This is a genomic window from Panacibacter ginsenosidivorans, assembly GCF_007971225.1.
GTDB lineage: Bacteria > Bacteroidota > Bacteroidia > Chitinophagales > Chitinophagaceae > Panacibacter > Panacibacter ginsenosidivorans.
Genome location: NZ_CP042435.1, coordinates 4,833,256 through 4,850,784, shown reverse-complemented (window position 1 = coordinate 4,850,784; position 17,529 = coordinate 4,833,256). Strand labels below are relative to the sequence as shown.

The following is a 17,529-nucleotide window of genomic DNA, read 5'->3' as shown; positions in this document are numbered from 1 at the left end:
TACCATATTTATTTCAGCCATACTATTTGCTGAAAAATATTATTCAGTACAAGTGTGCGACGCAACGAAAGTCAAATATTTTTACTTCTGACCGGCACACAAAAATAAACATTACCTAATTCAACCAAGCCGCATAATTTGTTTGCTGTACCGCCTGTTCCACTTCTTTATAATTCTCTACATCTTCACGCCAATCATTTGCTCCAACTTTCTGCAAAACCGGCGCAAGTTGTATTTTATCAACTTCTAGAAAAGTAAAAGTCTGATCGAGTATTTGTTGCCAGTTGCCAAAATCTTCGTAATAAATAACTATCCTGTCAAGACCTTCTGTCAATTCCAATAACCGTTTATTAAACCCATCCAGCATAGCGAGCCATGAAGTAAATTCCGCTATTGGAATCTTTATCTTTTGTTTCCCAACATTATCATCTGAATGGTAAAGCTTCGTTGTTCTGCCACGATATTTTGATAACGCTGTTTCAAGAATATTCTTTCGCAGGAGCACGATAATTTTTGCATCTTGTTTTTTTACCTGCTCCCATATATAAGGTGTTGTCTTAACCTGCGAAAGCATTAACTTAAATCCCCGGGCTTTTTCATTTTTGTCTTTTGCGTTAAAAAAAGCATTGAGATGTTTTGTGATCCTTTTTTTGATGCTAAGTTTATTTAGCGCTTTATTCATTTTCATTAGCACACCACGGGCTTTACCCTTACCAAGATAATTAATGAACGTGAAATGCCATTCGGGATGATGTATCTTTTCATTTGTATGAAACAGTTCACCTGCCGCAAATACCTGTGGGTGTTCATCAAGTGTTTTTGTTAAAACAGTTGAGCCGCTGCGTTGTGTGGTAAAAATGATAAATTTTGTCATCGTTTTAAATCACATTATCAATCCAGGAAATGCGCATAATTTTTTTGTTTAAGCCATGCTGCCATTTCATCGTAATTCTCGATCATATCTTCCAGCTTATCAGGATTTAATTTTTTTGATACCGGTGGTAACTGAATATTCTCAACATTAATGAAGTTAAGCACCTTGCTTATTGTTGCATCCCAGTTCTCAAAATCTTCATAAGTGATCTTTAGTGTATTCATTGATGATGTAACATTCTCAAGCTCTTTCTGAATACCTGCAATCTCCTCCATCTTTTTTTCGAGCTGAGGGATATCAACATTGAACTTCGGTAATTTTTCGGCAACATTGCCACTGTTATGATAAACACCTGTATCTCTTGCACGAAGATCTGACAAGGTGTTCTTCAAAAGATTTTCACGTAGCAGGAGTATTACTTTTATGTCGTTCTTTTTTATGTATTCAATCATTCCGGGAACATAGAATGTTTGAAAATGCATCATCTTAAAACCTTTTGCTTTCTCTCCATTGGCAGGTGTAAAAAAATTTTTGAGGAATGACGAAAGATTCATCCACATATTTGGAAAGTTCATGATGTAGATGGCTTTTTTGGGCAAGGGTAATTTCCAGAAAGGGAAACTGCATTCACCATGAAACTGTGTGCCGTTCAATAAAAATATTTCCCCTGCACAAAAGATTTCAGGATGCCTGTCTAAAGATTTTACCAGTAAAGTTGATCCGGTTCTTGGTGTAGTAAAAACAATAAACTTCGTCATACAGGTATTTATTCGTTTATTGGTTCAGTTACTGTTGGAATATCGTTATCGTGTTGCATCTTTAATTCTTCTTCCATCATTTTTCTTTTCTTGCCACCACCTTTTCCTTTTGTCATTTTAAGGATCTCTTTCTGCATATCTGCAAAATCTTCTCCCAGCCATTTTGGTCTTTTTAGGAAAAGAAATAAAAGGATAACACCTACGATACTGGTGACTATAATGAATGAGACCACTTGTTCCTGCACAAACATATTCAGCAGGAAATATAACCCATATGCAGGTGCGATGATACATACAGAGAGCAATAGTCCATTTTTAAAGGGACTGATAATAAGTTTCTGCCAGCCCTGCGTAAAAACTCTTCTTCTTATAGTAAGCAGCATGGCGACATAGTTGAATACAGATGCCAACGTTACAGCAGTGGAAATACCGACAAGACTATTTTTATCAAAAAGCCATCCTACATAGATGCCTACACATAATATAACTACATACTGAAATTTTCTTCCTGCATTTCGGTATACCAATTGTTTGGAACGCATTAATGCATCGGCCACTTTTGTTGTAATACGGAATGGAAGCGAAAGAAAAAGTATCTGCATGGGTATAATAGCATTCTCCCATTTATGACCCAGCAGTATAAATACTATGGGTTTGCAGAATACCAAACCAAAAAGACTTATTGGTACTAACAATGAATTAGAGAAAGACTGTGCACGATAAAAGAAAACATACAACTTTTCATCTTCATCCTGCATTTTAGACATGAAAGGCATCATGATCTTCTGCAGCATATCTCCAATGTATCTAACCGGCAAATTAGTGTAACGATACGAACGCTCAAAAGCACCGAGTAATGCGATGCTAACAAGCTTACCAATCTCAAGCATTATTCCAAAGCCGCTAACATAATTATTTATTCTTATCAGGGTTAAGCCTGCACCATAACCAGCAAGATCTTTCCAGTGTTTTAATGTTGCACCAAGTTTTAAAGGAATAGGTTCAATGATCCACACCATCACCATGCGTGCTGCATTATAAAACAGAATAGACCATACAACAGACCATGCGCCATAACCTTTCATGGCCAAAACAACCCCTAATATATTTGAAGCAAACAGACTTAGACTATCACTAAAGAAAACCTGTTTAAAGTTGAAGTTCTTCTGCATCAGGTTTAGGGAAGAAGAGCCGATAGAAAGTAATATAAAACTAAAGCCAAGTACGCGTAAAATATTTATCAGTTCAGGTTTACCATAGAAGTCAGCAATAAGTGGTGCACAAAAATAAAATATCACATATAGTACAACCGATACTAGCACACTAAAATATAATGCCGCATTTTTATGCTGTGGCTCTACAACTTTTCTTTGCAATAGTGCATCTCCCATTCCTGCCTCTGAAAAAAAACAGGCAAAATTTACAAACGCATTGGTAATGGCCATAAGACCAAATTCCACATCGGTTACATAGCGTGCCATTATTGCGTTTGCGCCTATCTGAGACACCAAAACAACAACAGTGTTTAGCACCTGCCATATTCCGGTTTTTACCAGCTTTTGTTTGCTTAAAGCCATGAGGTTATCGTTGATCCATTCTGAAAATACTTTTTATCTTCAACATGCCACTTTTACAAAAAATAAAGTTGCCCTTTACGGGCAATTATCCAGTTGATATAAATTTATGTTACCATCTTCCGGTTTGCTATTGAGCTTCCGTTGCGTCGCACTCTTGTACTTCCGTATCTTTTATAAGCATGTACAATCGCAATAATTTCTCAAAGTTCAGAACCCTGAAGTGAGTGACACAACCGGCGATGCTATAAGCACTATTGCCTGATCCATACCTTTCTAAAACGCATAACGGCCCTGTAATATGCGTTGCATTTCGGAAGCATACGGAACCTGCTTTCCTGGTGCTTCGTTCTTGTTTTGGTTATATATCTTTATACCCTGCAGGTAAGTATCTACAAGTGTTGATTTATCCAGTTCTGCAAATGCAAGAATATTATTGATAACGGCCGAAGGATCAGCAACGAAATCTTCATAATGAATAGTGAGGCAATTGGCTTTATTCATTGCTATTTCCTTTTCTGTAATTTCCATCAGTTTACGGTATTGCATGGCTGCAAGTAATTCCGGTTTGTCTGTATTCTTTTCTGCCCACTCCATTTCCTGTGGCGTGTAAGCGCCTGTCCACCATAATTGATGTTTGCCTTTATCCTGCCAGAAATCAACATTAAGCCATGAATTAATGGTAGCCATAGGTTCTCTTACAATGTTGATGAAAATAGCATCCGGAAAAACAGCTTTCAAATAACCGATCCTTGCAGGTCCTGTAATCTTAAAAGCCAGTCTTTTCTTAAACTGGTAATGCAACATTCTACCAAAAGCTTTATGTATGCGCTTTACATCTTTTTCAGTTGGCCTTTCATTTATTAAAAAGCCACGCGAAAAATCAATTGCCGGACCAGTAAGGTATTCCCAAAACTTATAAGCTTCTGCAGGTTTGAAAAGAACTTTATTAAATTTTGATACTTTATTTAACTGTGGTTTTTGACCTTGTAAACGCCATAGTTTATTATCAAATAAATTACGCAGTAAATTCACTCCAGGCCGGGAAGGAAACTTTTCCTGGTAATTAGAAGGCCATGCAAGATCCTCATGCCTGAAGAGAATTTCAGAAATAATAGTTGTACCCGATCTGCCGGACCCAATAATAATTACAGGCCTGGATATGTTTTTCATAAATGGAATTTTGATTAAGTTTTAGTTACTAGTACAGGAACCTCAACTATTACTTCTGACTAAAAAATATCACGCATCTGCATCAGGGAAAATCTTTTGCAAAATGGATTTCTTTTCCGTTTTTTCTTCTTCAGTATAATAACCGTGATCTTCATCAAACCTGTAACCAAGACCATAACCCTGGTTGTAGCCCGGTACCGGTTTAACATCATTCAGTATTACATACATGTTTTTAAGCTTATTATTTGCCTTAAGATCTTCAATTACATCTATATGCTTTTTGAAAGTATATTTTTGTCTTACTACATACAGGGTAATATCTGCGTATACACCAATAACCTGTGCATCAGTAACTATTGCAGCTGGTGGTGTATCTACCACTATATAATCGAATTTACTGCGCATATCTTCGAACATTGTTTTCATTCTTTCATTCAGCAATGCTTCTGAAGGATTTGCTTCTAATGTACCTGATAACAAAGCCCAAAGATTTTCATTAACTCCTGACGGGACAATCACATCATGTAATGAAGCTTTCTTTTCAAGATAATCTGCAATACCACCTTCTTTGTCGTCAATGCCAAGATCGCGGCTGAGCTGAGATTTGCGTAGCTCAAGGTCTACAACCAATACTTTCTTACCAGCAAGAGAAAGTGCTGTTGCCAGGTTAAGTGTAACAAAAGATTTGCCCTCACCACTAACAGTTGAGGTAAGCATAATTACCTTTCCGAGATTACTACTGCCATTTGATGAATAAGATAGTTTAGACAGCAAGCTTGTGCGCAGCGTTCGGAATTGTTCAGCAACTGCAGTACGAGATTCCTTTGATACAATAATTGCTTTGCCAGATTTGCTTGCACTTATTTCTGCAATAATAGGAACGGTTGTGGAAGCTGATATATCTGCTGGTGTAATAACCTTGTTACTGTTAAGCTCATTTATAAGTATGGCACAGGAAGGAATTACAATACCAAGAAATATAGCTGCTATAATAACGATTATTTTATTTGGCCACCATGGGTAAACAGCTGCTTTTGCTTCATCAATTACACGCACAGGGGCAATGTTATTTGATTTGGTAACGGCAGTCTGCTCCCTTACAGTAAGCAAGTAAACATAGAGTTGCTGCAATACATCCTGCCTGCGTGAAGCCTCCAGATATTGCCTTTGTTGTACAGGTGCTTTAGATACACGGCCGATTACATCAACATTTCTTTTTTCCAAACTTGCAGCTGTAAAAGATAGAGATTCCCTGTAAGTGGCCAGCACATTTTTTAGAATACCGCGTGTAATTGCAATTTGATTATCGATGTTTATAATAGCAGGGTTTTTTTCGGTGTTGAATTGCAACTGGGTCTCTCTTTGCTGTTGCAAAGTATTATACTTTTGCACCTGCGTAATATAAGTAGGATCATCAATATTGCTTGCAGTTGGTAAAGGTGAATTTATCCTCGCCGGATCATTCAGGTATTTTTCAATCAGGTCTACGGCATCCGTTTTAGCTTTATAATTTTCCAGTGCGGTGCTTGCCTCACTTTTTTCCCCGGTAAGTTGTTTATTAGATTCATTGATATCGGTAATCCCCCCAGATGTCAATATGCTTGTAGCTTGACTTTCTACATTACTCAATTCTTTTGCAACACCAGTTATCCTGTCATCGATAAAGCGAATGGTACTATCCGCAATAGAGTTATTAGCTTTTACTTTTGTATCAACATACAGTTTGATTAGGTAGTTTACAAAATCTTCTCCTTTCTGAGGTACCGATACGTCAAATGTCACGTCCATCAATGTTGTATTAGCTGCCGTCATAAATACAAGGAGATTTTCCATGTATGTATAATTAGTGGCTGGATAGGTGTTGATCTTGAGACCTAATGGAAAAGTAGAATCTTTTACTTCAGGAGATTCGGGGTTTTTCTTAATAACAAATGTGCAATATTTTTTTCTGATTGTATCCCCCCATTTCGCCTCAAAATTATCGGGAGTATAATCATCCATAAATTTAACTCTGTCTCCTGCTATACGAACATCCCATCCAAGCGGGTCTTCAAGTCCCCCTTTCAATTCAATAAGATCAATAAAAAAAGGTGATTTCTTGTATACTTCTGCAAAACGAACGCCAGCCAATGCCCAATAAGAAACGTTTAACTGAAGGTCTCTTATTGCTTTCTCAACCAGTGTTCTTGAATACAGTTCCTGTATCTCGTTGTTTACATCATTTTGTTGTGAAAACAAAGCAAGATCACTCAACATATTGGTTTCTGTAACACCACTGTTTATCTTGCTGGAGTTGGCACCATTAACCAATACTCTTGCACTAATGGTAAAAGTGGGAATGCCATATAAAATATAGAGCACACCTAATCCAACACAAAGTACCAGCGATAACACAAACCATTTCCAGTTACCGGCTACTTTAGCCACTAGATATTTGAAATCAAAACCTTCTTCACCATTATTAAAGCCCACAATACCTGCGTTGGTATTATCATTAGGTTTATTGTTGCTTTGCATATAATTGAATTTAAAATTATTTAAGCAGAAATATTATTTTATATTTCAAATAAAGAAACTCCGTATAAGTAATTTATTTGAATAATAACCTAGCAGATAATACGGTTAAGAAACCTAAAGCTGCAGCAATGATCGCATAGTTCCTGTTCCTGTATGCATCAGTACTTTGCACTTTTGAAGCAGACGCTTCTATATATAGTACGTCATTTGGTCTAAGGTAGAAATAATGAGAACTTATACTCCTGGAGCTATCAAGATTTAATCTGGTAATTTCTTTCTGCCCCTCGTTATCTCTTATAAGCATTACATTATCCCTGCGCCCATAAATTGTTATGTCTCCCGCCAAGCCCAATGCATCTATTACAGTAGGTTTTTCATTCGGGATCAGGAAAGTAGAAGGATTCTTCACTTCACCTAATACTGAAACTTTAAAATTGGCGAAACGTACATTTACCACCGGATCTTTAAAATAAAAAGCAACCTTCTCAGCAATAGTATCTCTTATTTGCTCTGTTGTTAATCCTTTTACTAAAACAGCACCAATATAAGGCATATGTATAGTTCCGTCTTTACTTACCAAATAGCCTGAAACAACAGCTTGAGAAGATGAATTATTACCCGAAACTGCGCCTGAAGTTGCTGGTAAATTACCTTGATTCAAAATGGTATTTGCCTGTGGGTCAAGCGTCTGTATTACTATATTAAGTATATCATCTACACGTACAATAGGGGAAGAGTAGCTAGCCAATGGAAGATATCTTACAGATGTCGTATCGGGTATATCTTTAAGAATCGCAATTCTTTCAGTTTTGCAGGATGTTATTAAGAGTGAAGAGAGAAAAACAACTAAACCCGAAAAAAGCAGAGAGTTGGTGTACAATTTCAATTTTTTCATTGAGTTACTGGTTAATTTAATTGTGTGCAAATGTAAAGTTGAATTTGGTTAGTCCAAAAAGATTATTACACTTAAAACACTGTTTTGGTATTATAAAACAATTAATTATAATAATTATAGTATGAAAACTGTATAAAAAAGTATTCATTTGGAATAACCACTATGTAAAGGAAACAATACAAGAACGACGGGTAATTAAAAAAATTGCAATAGGATAAGAGAGTCTTACATTAGAATGAATTGTTTTCCGATAAGAATGTGCTAAATACAAAATTCAAATCAATTAGAACTATACCTATTGCTTTTTACAGTATAATATAATGAAACTAATTATTGTCATACAACATTAAATTATATCATATTTAGGTAGCCAGTCATGATGATCTTCCTCGCCTTCTTCTTCATCGCTTAACACCATTTCAATATTAAGCTTTGTTCCGGAAGATGCCTTTTTTACAGCAAGATTTCTTTTTTCGACGGGTCTGTAATTATTTTTCTCAAAACGAATGGTATAAGTACCAGAAGGTAAGCTGGCAATCTTATATTGTCCGTGTTGGTCAGTAGTAAATTTTTGCTCATCACCGGTTTCTTGTCCATGTGCAATTACCATTACATCAGAAACAGGTCTTTTAGTCGCTGCGTCAACAACAGTACCTGCAAATATACAATTAGTACATTCTTTTGTTCCCGTTGCAAAAGAGAATTGACTGAAGCCAAGCAAAAGAAAACAAATAAGTATGTTTTTCATAATGCAGTTTTTGGATAAGTAAAGTTATACATTTTAAATACAGTTATACATACTTAACATTTTTTTATGGAGTAGTTAATGATGTACGACTTTGAATATTGCCGGGGCGCAATTATTAATAATCAGTACAAGAGTGCGACGCAAGAAACGATGCCACCTGTACAAATGCGGGGTAACAAATATTCCTATTGCCAATTTATCCTAGCAATAAAAAAGAGGTGTTTACCGGGCGATAAAACTATTATCATCAACTGTTGCGTCGCACTCTTGTACTATGAATGTAAATTAAGCGGGAGTCTGAAATTTTGCAAAGTCAGTTATCAAATCTTACCAGGCACTCTGAAAGCCTTCATCCAATGCCTTGTGATATTTGCGTAGGTCGAATGAATATAAATAAGGTGCTTTGTGAGCCACACCTTTCCTTTGCTCCTTTAGCCTTTTCAAAATGCCGTAAGAAAGCATTTTACGCTGAAAGTTTCGCCTATCAAGTTTTTGATCGAGTATAGTTTCATAAAGGCTCTGCAATTCAGGCATAGTAAATTTGGGAGGAAGAAGGTTATAACCAACTGGCTCGTAACGCAGATGCGTTCTCAATGTAAACAAAGCCTTTTGTATAATCTCGTTATGATCCATTGCCAATGGCGGAAGATGATTTATATCATGCCATTCGCAGGATTCAGAAAAATAATCAGGTGTTGCATTTACTTTTTCAAAATCGACCAATGCATAATAGCCAATGGTAAGAAATCTTTGTAATAACCAATTATTCTGCGGAGCCTTGATCTGTTCCTTTTCGAAAACCGTTTTTGTTATGTTTTCATCACACCGATGAGGGTCACCAAAAATGTAAAATTGTTGCAGAAAAATGTCCTGGAGACCTGTTCGCTCACAAAGTATTCGTTTGGCAGATGTATCTATGTGTTCTTCTTTATAAATGAAACCGGCGGGTAAACCATAACCACCAAAATTGGCGATTGTTAGTAAAAGCACTTTTAACTGGCTGTCGTGGAAACCAAAAATTACACAGTCGATAGATATACATGGCATAAAATATTTCCCACCCCTAAGCCTGAAATCGTTGGCCGACTTAAACTCAACCATATAAGCAATTTGTTCTACAAGATAAAATGTATTTTGGAATTTCCATATAAAATTCATTGTGTGCTTTTAACACAATGAACTTACCCTAATGGATTCGATAAAGCTTGGGTAAATTCCTGCCATAATTGTTTCATTATTTCAGAGGCTGGCAATATGTTTTTTACCAGTGCACTCACCTGCCCTATTTCAAGTTCGCCTTCATCCATATCACCCTCGAACATTCCTCTTTTTGCCCTGCCCCTACCCAGCAATTGCTTCATTTCTTCTTCTGAAGCGCCAAGTTTTTCTGCTTCATTTATTATTTGAAAAAAATGGTTTTTAAGTAACCTTACAGGCACCACTTTTTTCAAGCTTAGCATTGTATCACCTTCTTTTGATTCGAGCACAGCTTTTTTAAAATTACTATGAGAAGATGCCTCATTGCTGCATACGAAACGAGTACCTATTTGCGCAGCCTCTGCACCAAGTATCATTGCAGCAAGCATTTGTTTGCCTGTTGCTATACCGCCTGCAGCAATAACCGGTATTTGAACCGTTGCTTTTACTGCAGGTACTAATACAAATGTGGTGGTTTCTTCTCTTCCATTGTGGCCACCTGCCTCAAATCCTTCAGCTACCACAGCATCACAACCTGCATCTTCGGCTTTTTTTGCGAATGTGCTGCTGCTTACTACATGCACCACTTTTATGCCTTTATCTTTCAGTATCGTGGTCCATGCTTTAGGATTACCGGCGGAAGTAAAAACAATTTTCACAGCTTCATCAATAATGATCTGCATATGTTTATTAATATCAGGATATAGTAGCGGCACATTTACACCAAATGCTTTGTTGGTTGCGACCTTACATTTTTGAATGTGTTCTCTTAATACCTCCGGGTACATACTTCCACTTCCTATCAGTCCAAGCCCTCCTGCATTACTTACCGCACTTGCCAAACGCCAACCGCTGGCCCATATCATGCCGGCCTGTATTATTGGATAATCTATTTCGAATAGTTTTGTGATGCGGTTTGTAAATGGCATAGTTTAAAATTATCTATTTTCAACATAGGTTGTACAGGTTCAAAATATATTAATTTCCTCTGATGCCAAATGTTATGCAGATAAAAGTGCTTGCGACGCAACGATGATGCTATGAAAAGGCATAAGCTTGTATCAAAGAAAATAAAAAAGCCTCGCAATTATGCGAAGCTTTTTGTGGGAGTTGACGGGATCGAACCGCCGACCCTCTGCTTGTAAGGCAGATGCTCTAAACCAGCTGAGCTAAACTCCCTTTTTTCTTGGGAGTGCAAAGATAAGGTTGCGTGCTTTTCTGCCAAATTTTTTTAAAATAATTTCCTTACTATTTTACATTACTCATCATCCTCTTCATAATAAGCATCTTCATTGTTGTAATAAATTTCTTTCCATTTTTTTACAGCATCGTCACTGAGCAGTTCAAGTATGTCATGAATGCTGTCTGTTTTCCTTTTCCATTCGCTTGTTTCTTTTTCTTTGAATTTTAAAACATACATACTACTATCGGTTTCTACTTTTACCTGTAAAAGCGTAAGAATATCGTTCTCTTTTTCCTGCACCAGGTAATAACATTCCGGCTCTAATAAAGCATACGAATACATATCAAGTCCTCCTTAAAATTATTTTACTAGAAAATTTTTGACGGTCTATAGAAGACCTGCTGAATTTAATGGGGTATCAGCTTATGTGGAGTTAGTGTGTGAGAAACAAAAATAGGGTTTTATATATTCCTATTTTTAAAGGCTATAGTAATTTCTTGTTGCAATTTCGGAATCAGGGTTTTAACATACTGATTTTCAATTAATATAGTCTTCAAATTTATATCTGCTCTTTTTATTCCACGACTCTTAAAGTGTTATAAGGCTTATTTAGGAGGCTGTAATCTTCTTTACTTGTTCCTGCAATATTTCCATATATTGTTCCTTTTAAGTACTATAAATTATCAATGACAGCTTTTGCAGGCATTTGATTTTATGGTATTTTTGCTACATGCCAATCATTGCATTTGATACAGCTTCAGCTCCTTTGGAAGATATTGAAACAGATGTTCTCACTGCCGAGCAGTTTCCCTATAACCTTATCGTTTGGAACGATGATGTGAACACTTTTGATTGGGTAATTGAAACCCTTATGGAAGTTTGCAACCACACAGAAGAGCAGGCAGAACAATGTTCCATTATCATTCATTATAAAGGAAAATGTGCAGTTAAGAATGGTGATTATGATACCCTAAAGCCTATGTGTGATGCCATTACTGAAAGAAATATTGGCGCCACTATTGAAATGATGGTAGGAAGTTAATACCCTGTTTTCAAATCCACTCTTGTATCTTTTAGTTTTTCATTCCTTATTTTTAGTTTTTATTATATACACTCCTTTTTTATGTCATTGCATGCATTAGATAACCGTTTATGGTTTCCACCTGTTGATGCAGCGCAGGAAGATGGGCTACTTGCCATTGGCGGAGATCTCAGTGTACAGCGGTTGCTTATGGCGTATGAAAGAGGTATCTTTCCATGGTATGAAGGTGATGTACCTGTTTGGTGGTGTCCTGATCCCCGTTTTGTTTTAAACCCCGATGAACTGAAAGTAAGTAAAAGCATGAAACAATTATTTAAACGGAATGCTTTCACTTTCACTATCAACAAAGCATTTCGGGAGGTTATCAATAACTGCAAAAAAATAAACAGACCCGGCCAGGATGGCACCTGGATCACCAACGAAGTACTAGCCTCTTATAAAAAGATGCATGAGTTTGGCTATGCCCACAGTGCAGAAGTATGGCTTAATAATGAACTCGTGGGCGGCTTATATGGCATACGACTCGGTAAAGTATTTTTTGGCGAAAGTATGTTTAGTCTTGTAAGTAATGCAAGCAAGTATGCCCTTATAAGTTATGTAAAGCAATTAAAAAAAGAAGGTGTGCAGTTAATAGATTGCCAGGTTTATACAGAGCATCTTGAAAGCCTTGGCGCAAAAATGATTTCCCGGAATAACTTTATTGACTTATTGCATAAATACATTGGTGAGCCAGGCTAATGTATAAGAATTAAGCTTCTGTTGCGTCGCACTCTTGTACAAAAGAATATCCGTGAGCTTATAGCTTGTTGAAAATTGTTTCAAATGTACAAGTGAGTGACACAACCGGTGATGCTATAAAAGGCTAATGCCGGTATCAAAAGAAAAAAAATCTCTCGTAAAATAATTTAGACACTTAGAGACGTATAAAAAAAAGCCTCATTTTTCAATGAGGCTTTAATAATAAAGTTGTGAAAACTTATTTAGCTTTAGTTGCGACAGGTTTTTCCAGTTTAACTTTTACTTCTTCCTGTTTGCCCAATGGTCTGTTTCTTGCGAAGTCAACCAATATTGGTGCTGCAACGAAGATAGAAGAATAGGTACCGGTAATAACACCAATAAGCATAGCGAATGCAAAACCTTTTGTAACCTCACCACCAAAGATGAAGAGGATAAGTATGGTAAGAAACACAGTCAATGATGTCATGATAGTACGACTCAATGTTTGGTTAATAGCCGTATTGATGATGGTGGCTTTATCAGCGCCCTTCATCAATTTAGAATCTTCACGGATCCTGTCATAAACAATTACAGTATCATTCATTGAGAAACCTATCACGGTTAATACAGCCGCAATAAAGTACTGGTCAATTTCAAGTGAGAAACCAAGATCGAGGTAGCGTGCAAAGCTAAATACAGCAAGCGTTACCAATACGTCGTGCAACAATGATACGATGGTACCAAGCGAATATCTCCAGTCACGGAAACGGATGAAGATGTACAAACAAATAACAATTATTGCAATTACAGTTGCTTTGGTTGCACCGCGTTTCAGGTCTTCAGAAATAGATGGCAACACCTTTTGTGAACTTACCAGCACCCTGGGATTTTTAAACTGGCTGAGTGATGTACCAGGTATAAATTTCTGTAACCCTGTGTACAGTTTTTCAACCACCAGCGAATCCACATTATTACCTGTTTCTTTTATCTTGTAAGAGGTGGTAATATTTAGCTGATCGTTGGTGTTTACGGTCTTAATAATAGGCGCTTCTTCAAATACTTTTTCAAGTTCTGTTCTTACCTGCTCTACATTTGGAGCTGCTGCAAACTTAACAGTATAACTACGGCCACCAGAAAATTCAACACCTTCATCAAAACCATTAAATAAAGAAGCTATACCAAGTATCAGCACTACTACAGAAATACCATAAGCAATCTTTCTGTATTCAATAAATTTGAATTGGGTATGCTTAAATATCTTTTTTGAAATACCAGTAAAATATTCAAAGTGCCTTTGTTTATTAGTAAACAGGTCTGTGATCATTCTCGAAACAAGGATACCGCAGAACAATGATAACACGATACCAAGCATCTGTGTAGTGGCAAAGCCAAGTACAGGACCAAGACCAAAGATGAACAAAATAAAAGCTGTGAGGAAAGTGGTAACGTGTGCATCCAGTACGGGTGCATAAGATCTCTTATAACCATCAGAAACGGCCATAAGGTAACCTTTACCTTTCGTCAGTTCTTCTTTTATTCTTTCAAAGATGATAACGTTTGTATCTACCGCCATACCAATAGTAAGTACCAAGCCCGCAATACCAGGGGCCGTTAATGTAAATCCAAACATGGCAAGTATACCAATGGTAAAGAGCAGGTTTAATATCAAAGCAATGTTAGCAACCCATCCTGCTGTGTTATAATAAATAAGCATCAACACGAAGATCACTATAAAGGAAATCAGGAATGCAAGTGCGCCGCCTGTTACTGCAGCTTCCCCAAGCGTTGGACCTACAACCTGTTCTGCAACGATCTTTGCAGGCGCAGGTAATTTACCAGACTGCAAAATGTCTGCAAGGTCTTTTGCTTCCTGTATTGTAAAGCTTCCTGATATCTGTGAGTTACCATTTGGAATTGCATTAATAACATTTGGTGCACTATACACAAAATTATCCAGCACAATTGCAATAGGCTTGCCAACATTGTCAGCAGTCATTTTCGCCCAGATCCTTGTACCAACAGCGTCCATATTCATGCTGATGGCAGGTCTTCCTTTTTCATCATAATCCTGTCTTGCAGTGCTAACATTATTACCTTCCAGTTTTGCAAGACCATTATCCAATGTCTTTATAGCATAAAGCGATAATAGTGTATCATTTTTAACACCAGCCTGTCCTTCCACATTACCATACATAAATACCATATTAGCTGGCAGTTTGCTTGCAACAACATCAGATCTTAGGTAAGTACCTAACTGACCGGTATCTCTTTTCAATACATAACCTATATATGCAGGGTAATGTACAGCACCTTTTTCATCTTGTTGGCCCTGGGCTATACCTCTGAATAAACTAAATATAGGGTTTTCAAGCTGCCTGATCTTTGTAGAGTCAGTTGTTTTTGCAGTGGTTTTATTTTTAGCAGTATCCGCAGAACCGCCTGATAACGTAAATGTTTTTGTTGTATCAACAACAGCAGTTACTTGCTTTGTTGTATCTGATTTTGCAACAGCAGTTGCAGCTGTATCAGGAGTGGTCTTGATACCTTTCAGGTAATCAGACATAGCCTTGTCTGCACTTTGTAAAGATTCTGCTGCGTCATTAACAGTAAATACTTCAAAGAACTGCAGGTTAGCAGTTGACTGTAAATATTTACGTACTCTTTCAGGATCTTTAATACCCGCAAGTTCAATGTTGATGATACCTTTTGCCGGATCAGGATTAATAGAAGGAGATGCAAGACCAAACCTGTCTATCCTGTTACTTAAAATACGGAATGTGTTATTAAATGCGTCGCCTGCTTCTGCACGTAGATAACTCAGTACTTTATCGTCTGAATCATCAAACTTAACCTTGCCATCACTGCGGCCTAAAAATAATGGGGCAAGTTTGTTGCCATTACCTACTTTTTTATATTCATCACCAAACAAGGTTATAAGGTCTAAACCACTGTTTGCTTTTTTTACTACAGCATTATTCAATGCAGTGTTAAAAGCAGCATCTTTTGAATAGTTAGACAAAGAACGGATCAAACCATCAAGACCCACTTCCATGGTCACACTCATGCCACCCTGCAGATCAAGACCCAGTTTTAATTCCTCATCTTTAGCGCCTTTATAAGTTGCGAGGCTAAATGGGCCGATCTTGGTATCAGCAGTACTGTCGAGTATACGTTGAAGTCTTGCCTTTTCAAAATTGCTTAAAGAATCTTCGTAAGCTGCTGCACGTTCTGCATCACCGGGGTATTTTACAGAAGCAGCAGGATAATTGGCTTTTACCCATGCAGCTGCTTTCTCTTTCTGGGTACTTTCATAGCTGCGAACCATCCACGTAAACGATAACTGGTAAAGACAGATAATTACAAGTAAGATGGCAAAGAACCGCACCAAACCTTTAAGTTGCATATACTATTGGGTTTACAAAATTTTTGTGAGCGGCAAAGATAATGGTTTGATATTTAAATAGCACAGTAAAAAAAAGCCCTGAAAACAGGGGCTTTACATTAAAATTTTGCTGCTTTTATAAGTGGTTTTTAATGAATTGAATGAGTTGTTGGTGACGGACATTGGTATTCTATGGCATCGCCGGTTGTGTCACTCACTTGTACGTTCGGAATTATGATGAGCAACGCAAGTCGTAAATCGTCAGTGATACGATAATGTTACTTGCTATTGCCGACTTACGATTTTCTGTACAAGAGTGCGACGCAACGAATGCTTAATGCTTATTTTGTAGCCGGGTTCATAATATAAATCTTGGAATTTTGTTAGCTACAATAACATCAGAACCATTTCTTTTTCATAAAATACCAGGCGATAATAATGGAGACTGCAAGGGAAAGTACAACGGGTATATAAAATGCATGAGCCGTTGTTTGATAAGGTATTTCTACATTCATTCCGTAGATGCTGGTGATAAGTGTGGGCAACATGAGCACAATAGTAATGGAAGTAAGGCGCTTCATTATATTGTTTAGGTTGTTGCTGATGATGCTGGCAAACGCATCCATCGTGCTGCTGAGGATATTGGTGTAGATATTAGCCATTTCAAGGGCCTGGCTGGTGTCTACAATAAGATCATTAAGGAACTCTCTTTCTTCTTCGGTAAGTCCGAGGAAATTGGTGCGTTCCATTTTCAGCATCATAAGTTCGTTGCTTCGCAATGCGGTTACAAAATATACGAGGCTTTTTTGAATACGCATCAGGTTTAGTAATTCTTCGTTACGGTTACTGTCGTATAATTTTTGTTCGTACAGATTGCGTTTATGGTTGATCTCTTTAAGGTACTCCATAAAGTTCTGCACTACTTTCTCAAATATTTTCAGCACCATCATGCTGCGTTTATCAGGATGGCGTTTTTCAAAAGTGTTCAGGAATTTTTTTATGGCACCGTTATCAAAAGAATTAACGGTTACAATATGATTGTGCGTTAAAATAATGCAGATGGGAATGGTGATGTAATAAGCGTCACTGTCATTGAAAGAATTATTCTCTGCCGGTGTTTTTATTACAACAAATTTTACATTGTCTTCTATTTCGTATCGTGGACGTTCATCTATATCCAGTGAATCTCTTAAGAACTCAATAGGTATTTCCAATACTTCACTAAGCTCATGAAACTCTTCTTCCTTTAATGGTGGCACAAGATTTACCCAGATACCATTTTCAGGCTTATCAATAGCTACAGTCTGGTTGTTAATATTTTTAAAGTATTGTATCACAGCGCGGCAAAGATAAGGGCTTGTGATAAAGCGAAGGAATTATAAGAACGTTAAGGAGATTTATAAACAGCAAAAACATTTACCGCGAAGACGCAAAGACAGAGAGAGAGTGCTAAGAAATTATTTTCTCTG

At 37.1% G+C, this 17,529-nt stretch carries 14 protein-coding genes and 1 tRNA gene; 2 read left to right on the top strand and 13 right to left on the bottom strand.

The window, feature by feature from the left end:
* Positions 1-115: 115 nt before the first annotated feature.
* The 11 genes from FRZ67_RS20635 to FRZ67_RS20585 form a co-directional block, all read right to left on the bottom strand.
* Positions 116-874 carry a sulfotransferase gene (locus FRZ67_RS20635; RefSeq protein WP_147192466.1) on the bottom strand — a complete coding sequence of 253 codons (759 nt, stop codon included), beginning with the start codon at positions 872-874 and terminating at the stop codon, positions 116-118.
* A gap of 17 nt (positions 875-891) precedes the next feature.
* A complete protein-coding gene (locus FRZ67_RS20630) occupies positions 892-1,632 on the bottom strand; it encodes a sulfotransferase family protein (protein WP_147192465.1) in 741 nt (246 codons plus the stop codon).
* Between the two features lie 8 nt (positions 1,633-1,640).
* Positions 1,641-3,209 (bottom strand): lipopolysaccharide biosynthesis protein, encoded by a 1,569-nt coding sequence (locus FRZ67_RS20625; RefSeq protein WP_147192464.1) that lies wholly within the window; start codon positions 3,207-3,209, stop codon positions 1,641-1,643.
* A gap of 273 nt (positions 3,210-3,482) precedes the next feature.
* A complete protein-coding gene (locus FRZ67_RS20620) occupies positions 3,483-4,379 on the bottom strand; it encodes a sulfotransferase family protein (protein WP_147192463.1) in 897 nt (298 codons plus the stop codon).
* Between the two features lie 69 nt (positions 4,380-4,448).
* A complete protein-coding gene (locus FRZ67_RS20615; RefSeq protein WP_147192462.1) occupies positions 4,449-6,896 on the bottom strand; it encodes a GumC family protein in 2,448 nt (815 codons plus the stop codon).
* Positions 6,897-6,969: 73 nt separating this feature from the next.
* The gene (locus FRZ67_RS20610) at positions 6,970-7,791 is read right to left on the bottom strand and encodes a polysaccharide biosynthesis/export family protein (protein WP_147192461.1); all 822 of its coding nucleotides are present in this window, start codon (positions 7,789-7,791) and stop codon (positions 6,970-6,972) included.
* 346 nt (positions 7,792-8,137) lie between these two features.
* Positions 8,138-8,539 (bottom strand): carboxypeptidase-like regulatory domain-containing protein, encoded by a 402-nt coding sequence (locus tag FRZ67_RS20605; RefSeq protein WP_147192460.1) that lies wholly within the window; start codon positions 8,537-8,539, stop codon positions 8,138-8,140.
* Positions 8,540-8,866: 327 nt separating this feature from the next.
* Positions 8,867-9,697: an NUDIX hydrolase gene (locus FRZ67_RS20600; RefSeq protein ID WP_225975419.1), complete on the bottom strand. Its 831-nt coding sequence runs from the start codon at positions 9,695-9,697 to the stop codon at positions 8,867-8,869.
* A 23-nt stretch (positions 9,698-9,720) separates the two neighbouring features.
* Entirely contained in the window at positions 9,721-10,665 is a 945-nt protein-coding gene (locus tag FRZ67_RS20595) for an NAD(P)H-dependent flavin oxidoreductase (protein ID WP_147192459.1), read from the bottom strand.
* 175 nt (positions 10,666-10,840) lie between these two features.
* Positions 10,841-10,915: transfer RNA gene (locus FRZ67_RS20590), tRNA-Val, on the bottom strand.
* A gap of 79 nt (positions 10,916-10,994) precedes the next feature.
* Positions 10,995-11,261: a hypothetical protein gene (locus FRZ67_RS20585; protein WP_147192458.1), complete on the bottom strand. Its 267-nt coding sequence runs from the start codon at positions 11,259-11,261 to the stop codon at positions 10,995-10,997.
* A gap of 388 nt (positions 11,262-11,649) precedes the next feature.
* Here FRZ67_RS20585 and FRZ67_RS20580 point away from each other — a divergent pair, with 388 nt between their 5' ends.
* Together FRZ67_RS20580 and aat are read left to right on the top strand one after the other, a co-directional pair.
* A complete protein-coding gene (locus FRZ67_RS20580; protein WP_147192457.1) occupies positions 11,650-11,961 on the top strand; it encodes an ATP-dependent Clp protease adaptor ClpS in 312 nt (103 codons plus the stop codon).
* Between the two features lie 81 nt (positions 11,962-12,042).
* Complete coding sequence (gene aat / locus FRZ67_RS20575; protein WP_147192456.1) at positions 12,043-12,699, top strand: leucyl/phenylalanyl-tRNA--protein transferase; 657 nt, start codon at positions 12,043-12,045, stop codon at positions 12,697-12,699.
* 238 nt (positions 12,700-12,937) lie between these two features.
* Here the strand turns inward: aat and secDF are convergent, their stop codons facing one another.
* Positions 12,938-16,081, bottom strand: a complete 3,144-nt coding sequence (secDF, locus tag FRZ67_RS20570; protein WP_147192455.1) for a protein translocase subunit SecDF — start codon at positions 16,079-16,081, stop codon at positions 12,938-12,940.
* Between the two features lie 377 nt (positions 16,082-16,458).
* Entirely contained in the window at positions 16,459-17,397 is a 939-nt protein-coding gene (locus tag FRZ67_RS20565) for a magnesium transporter CorA family protein (RefSeq protein WP_147192454.1), read from the bottom strand.
* Positions 17,398-17,529: the final 132 nt, after the last annotated feature.

Coding starts and splice junctions, on each gene's coding strand:
- FRZ67_RS20635 (WP_147192466.1), bottom strand. CDS start 874: ATGACAAAATTTATCATTTTTACCACACAACGCAGCGGCTCAACTGTT.
- FRZ67_RS20630 (WP_147192465.1), bottom strand. CDS start 1,632: ATGACGAAGTTTATTGTTTTTACTACACCAAGAACCGGATCAACTTTA.
- FRZ67_RS20625 (WP_147192464.1), bottom strand. CDS start 3,209: ATGGCTTTAAGCAAACAAAAGCTGGTAAAAACCGGAATATGGCAGGTG.
- FRZ67_RS20620 (WP_147192463.1), bottom strand. CDS start 4,379: ATGAAAAACATATCCAGGCCTGTAATTATTATTGGGTCCGGCAGATCG.
- FRZ67_RS20615 (WP_147192462.1), bottom strand. CDS start 6,896: ATGCAAAGCAACAATAAACCTAATGATAATACCAACGCAGGTATTGTG.
- FRZ67_RS20610 (WP_147192461.1), bottom strand. CDS start 7,791: ATGAAAAAATTGAAATTGTACACCAACTCTCTGCTTTTTTCGGGTTTA.
- FRZ67_RS20605 (WP_147192460.1), bottom strand. CDS start 8,539: ATGAAAAACATACTTATTTGTTTTCTTTTGCTTGGCTTCAGTCAATTC.
- FRZ67_RS20600 (WP_225975419.1), bottom strand. CDS start 9,697: ATGAATTTTATATGGAAATTCCAAAATACATTTTATCTTGTAGAACAA.
- FRZ67_RS20595 (WP_147192459.1), bottom strand. CDS start 10,665: ATGCCATTTACAAACCGCATCACAAAACTATTCGAAATAGATTATCCA.
- FRZ67_RS20585 (WP_147192458.1), bottom strand. CDS start 11,261: ATGTATTCGTATGCTTTATTAGAGCCGGAATGTTATTACCTGGTGCAG.
- FRZ67_RS20580 (WP_147192457.1), top strand. CDS start 11,650: ATGCCAATCATTGCATTTGATACAGCTTCAGCTCCTTTGGAAGATATT.
- aat (WP_147192456.1), top strand. CDS start 12,043: ATGTCATTGCATGCATTAGATAACCGTTTATGGTTTCCACCTGTTGAT.
- secDF (WP_147192455.1), bottom strand. CDS start 16,081: ATGCAACTTAAAGGTTTGGTGCGGTTCTTTGCCATCTTACTTGTAATT.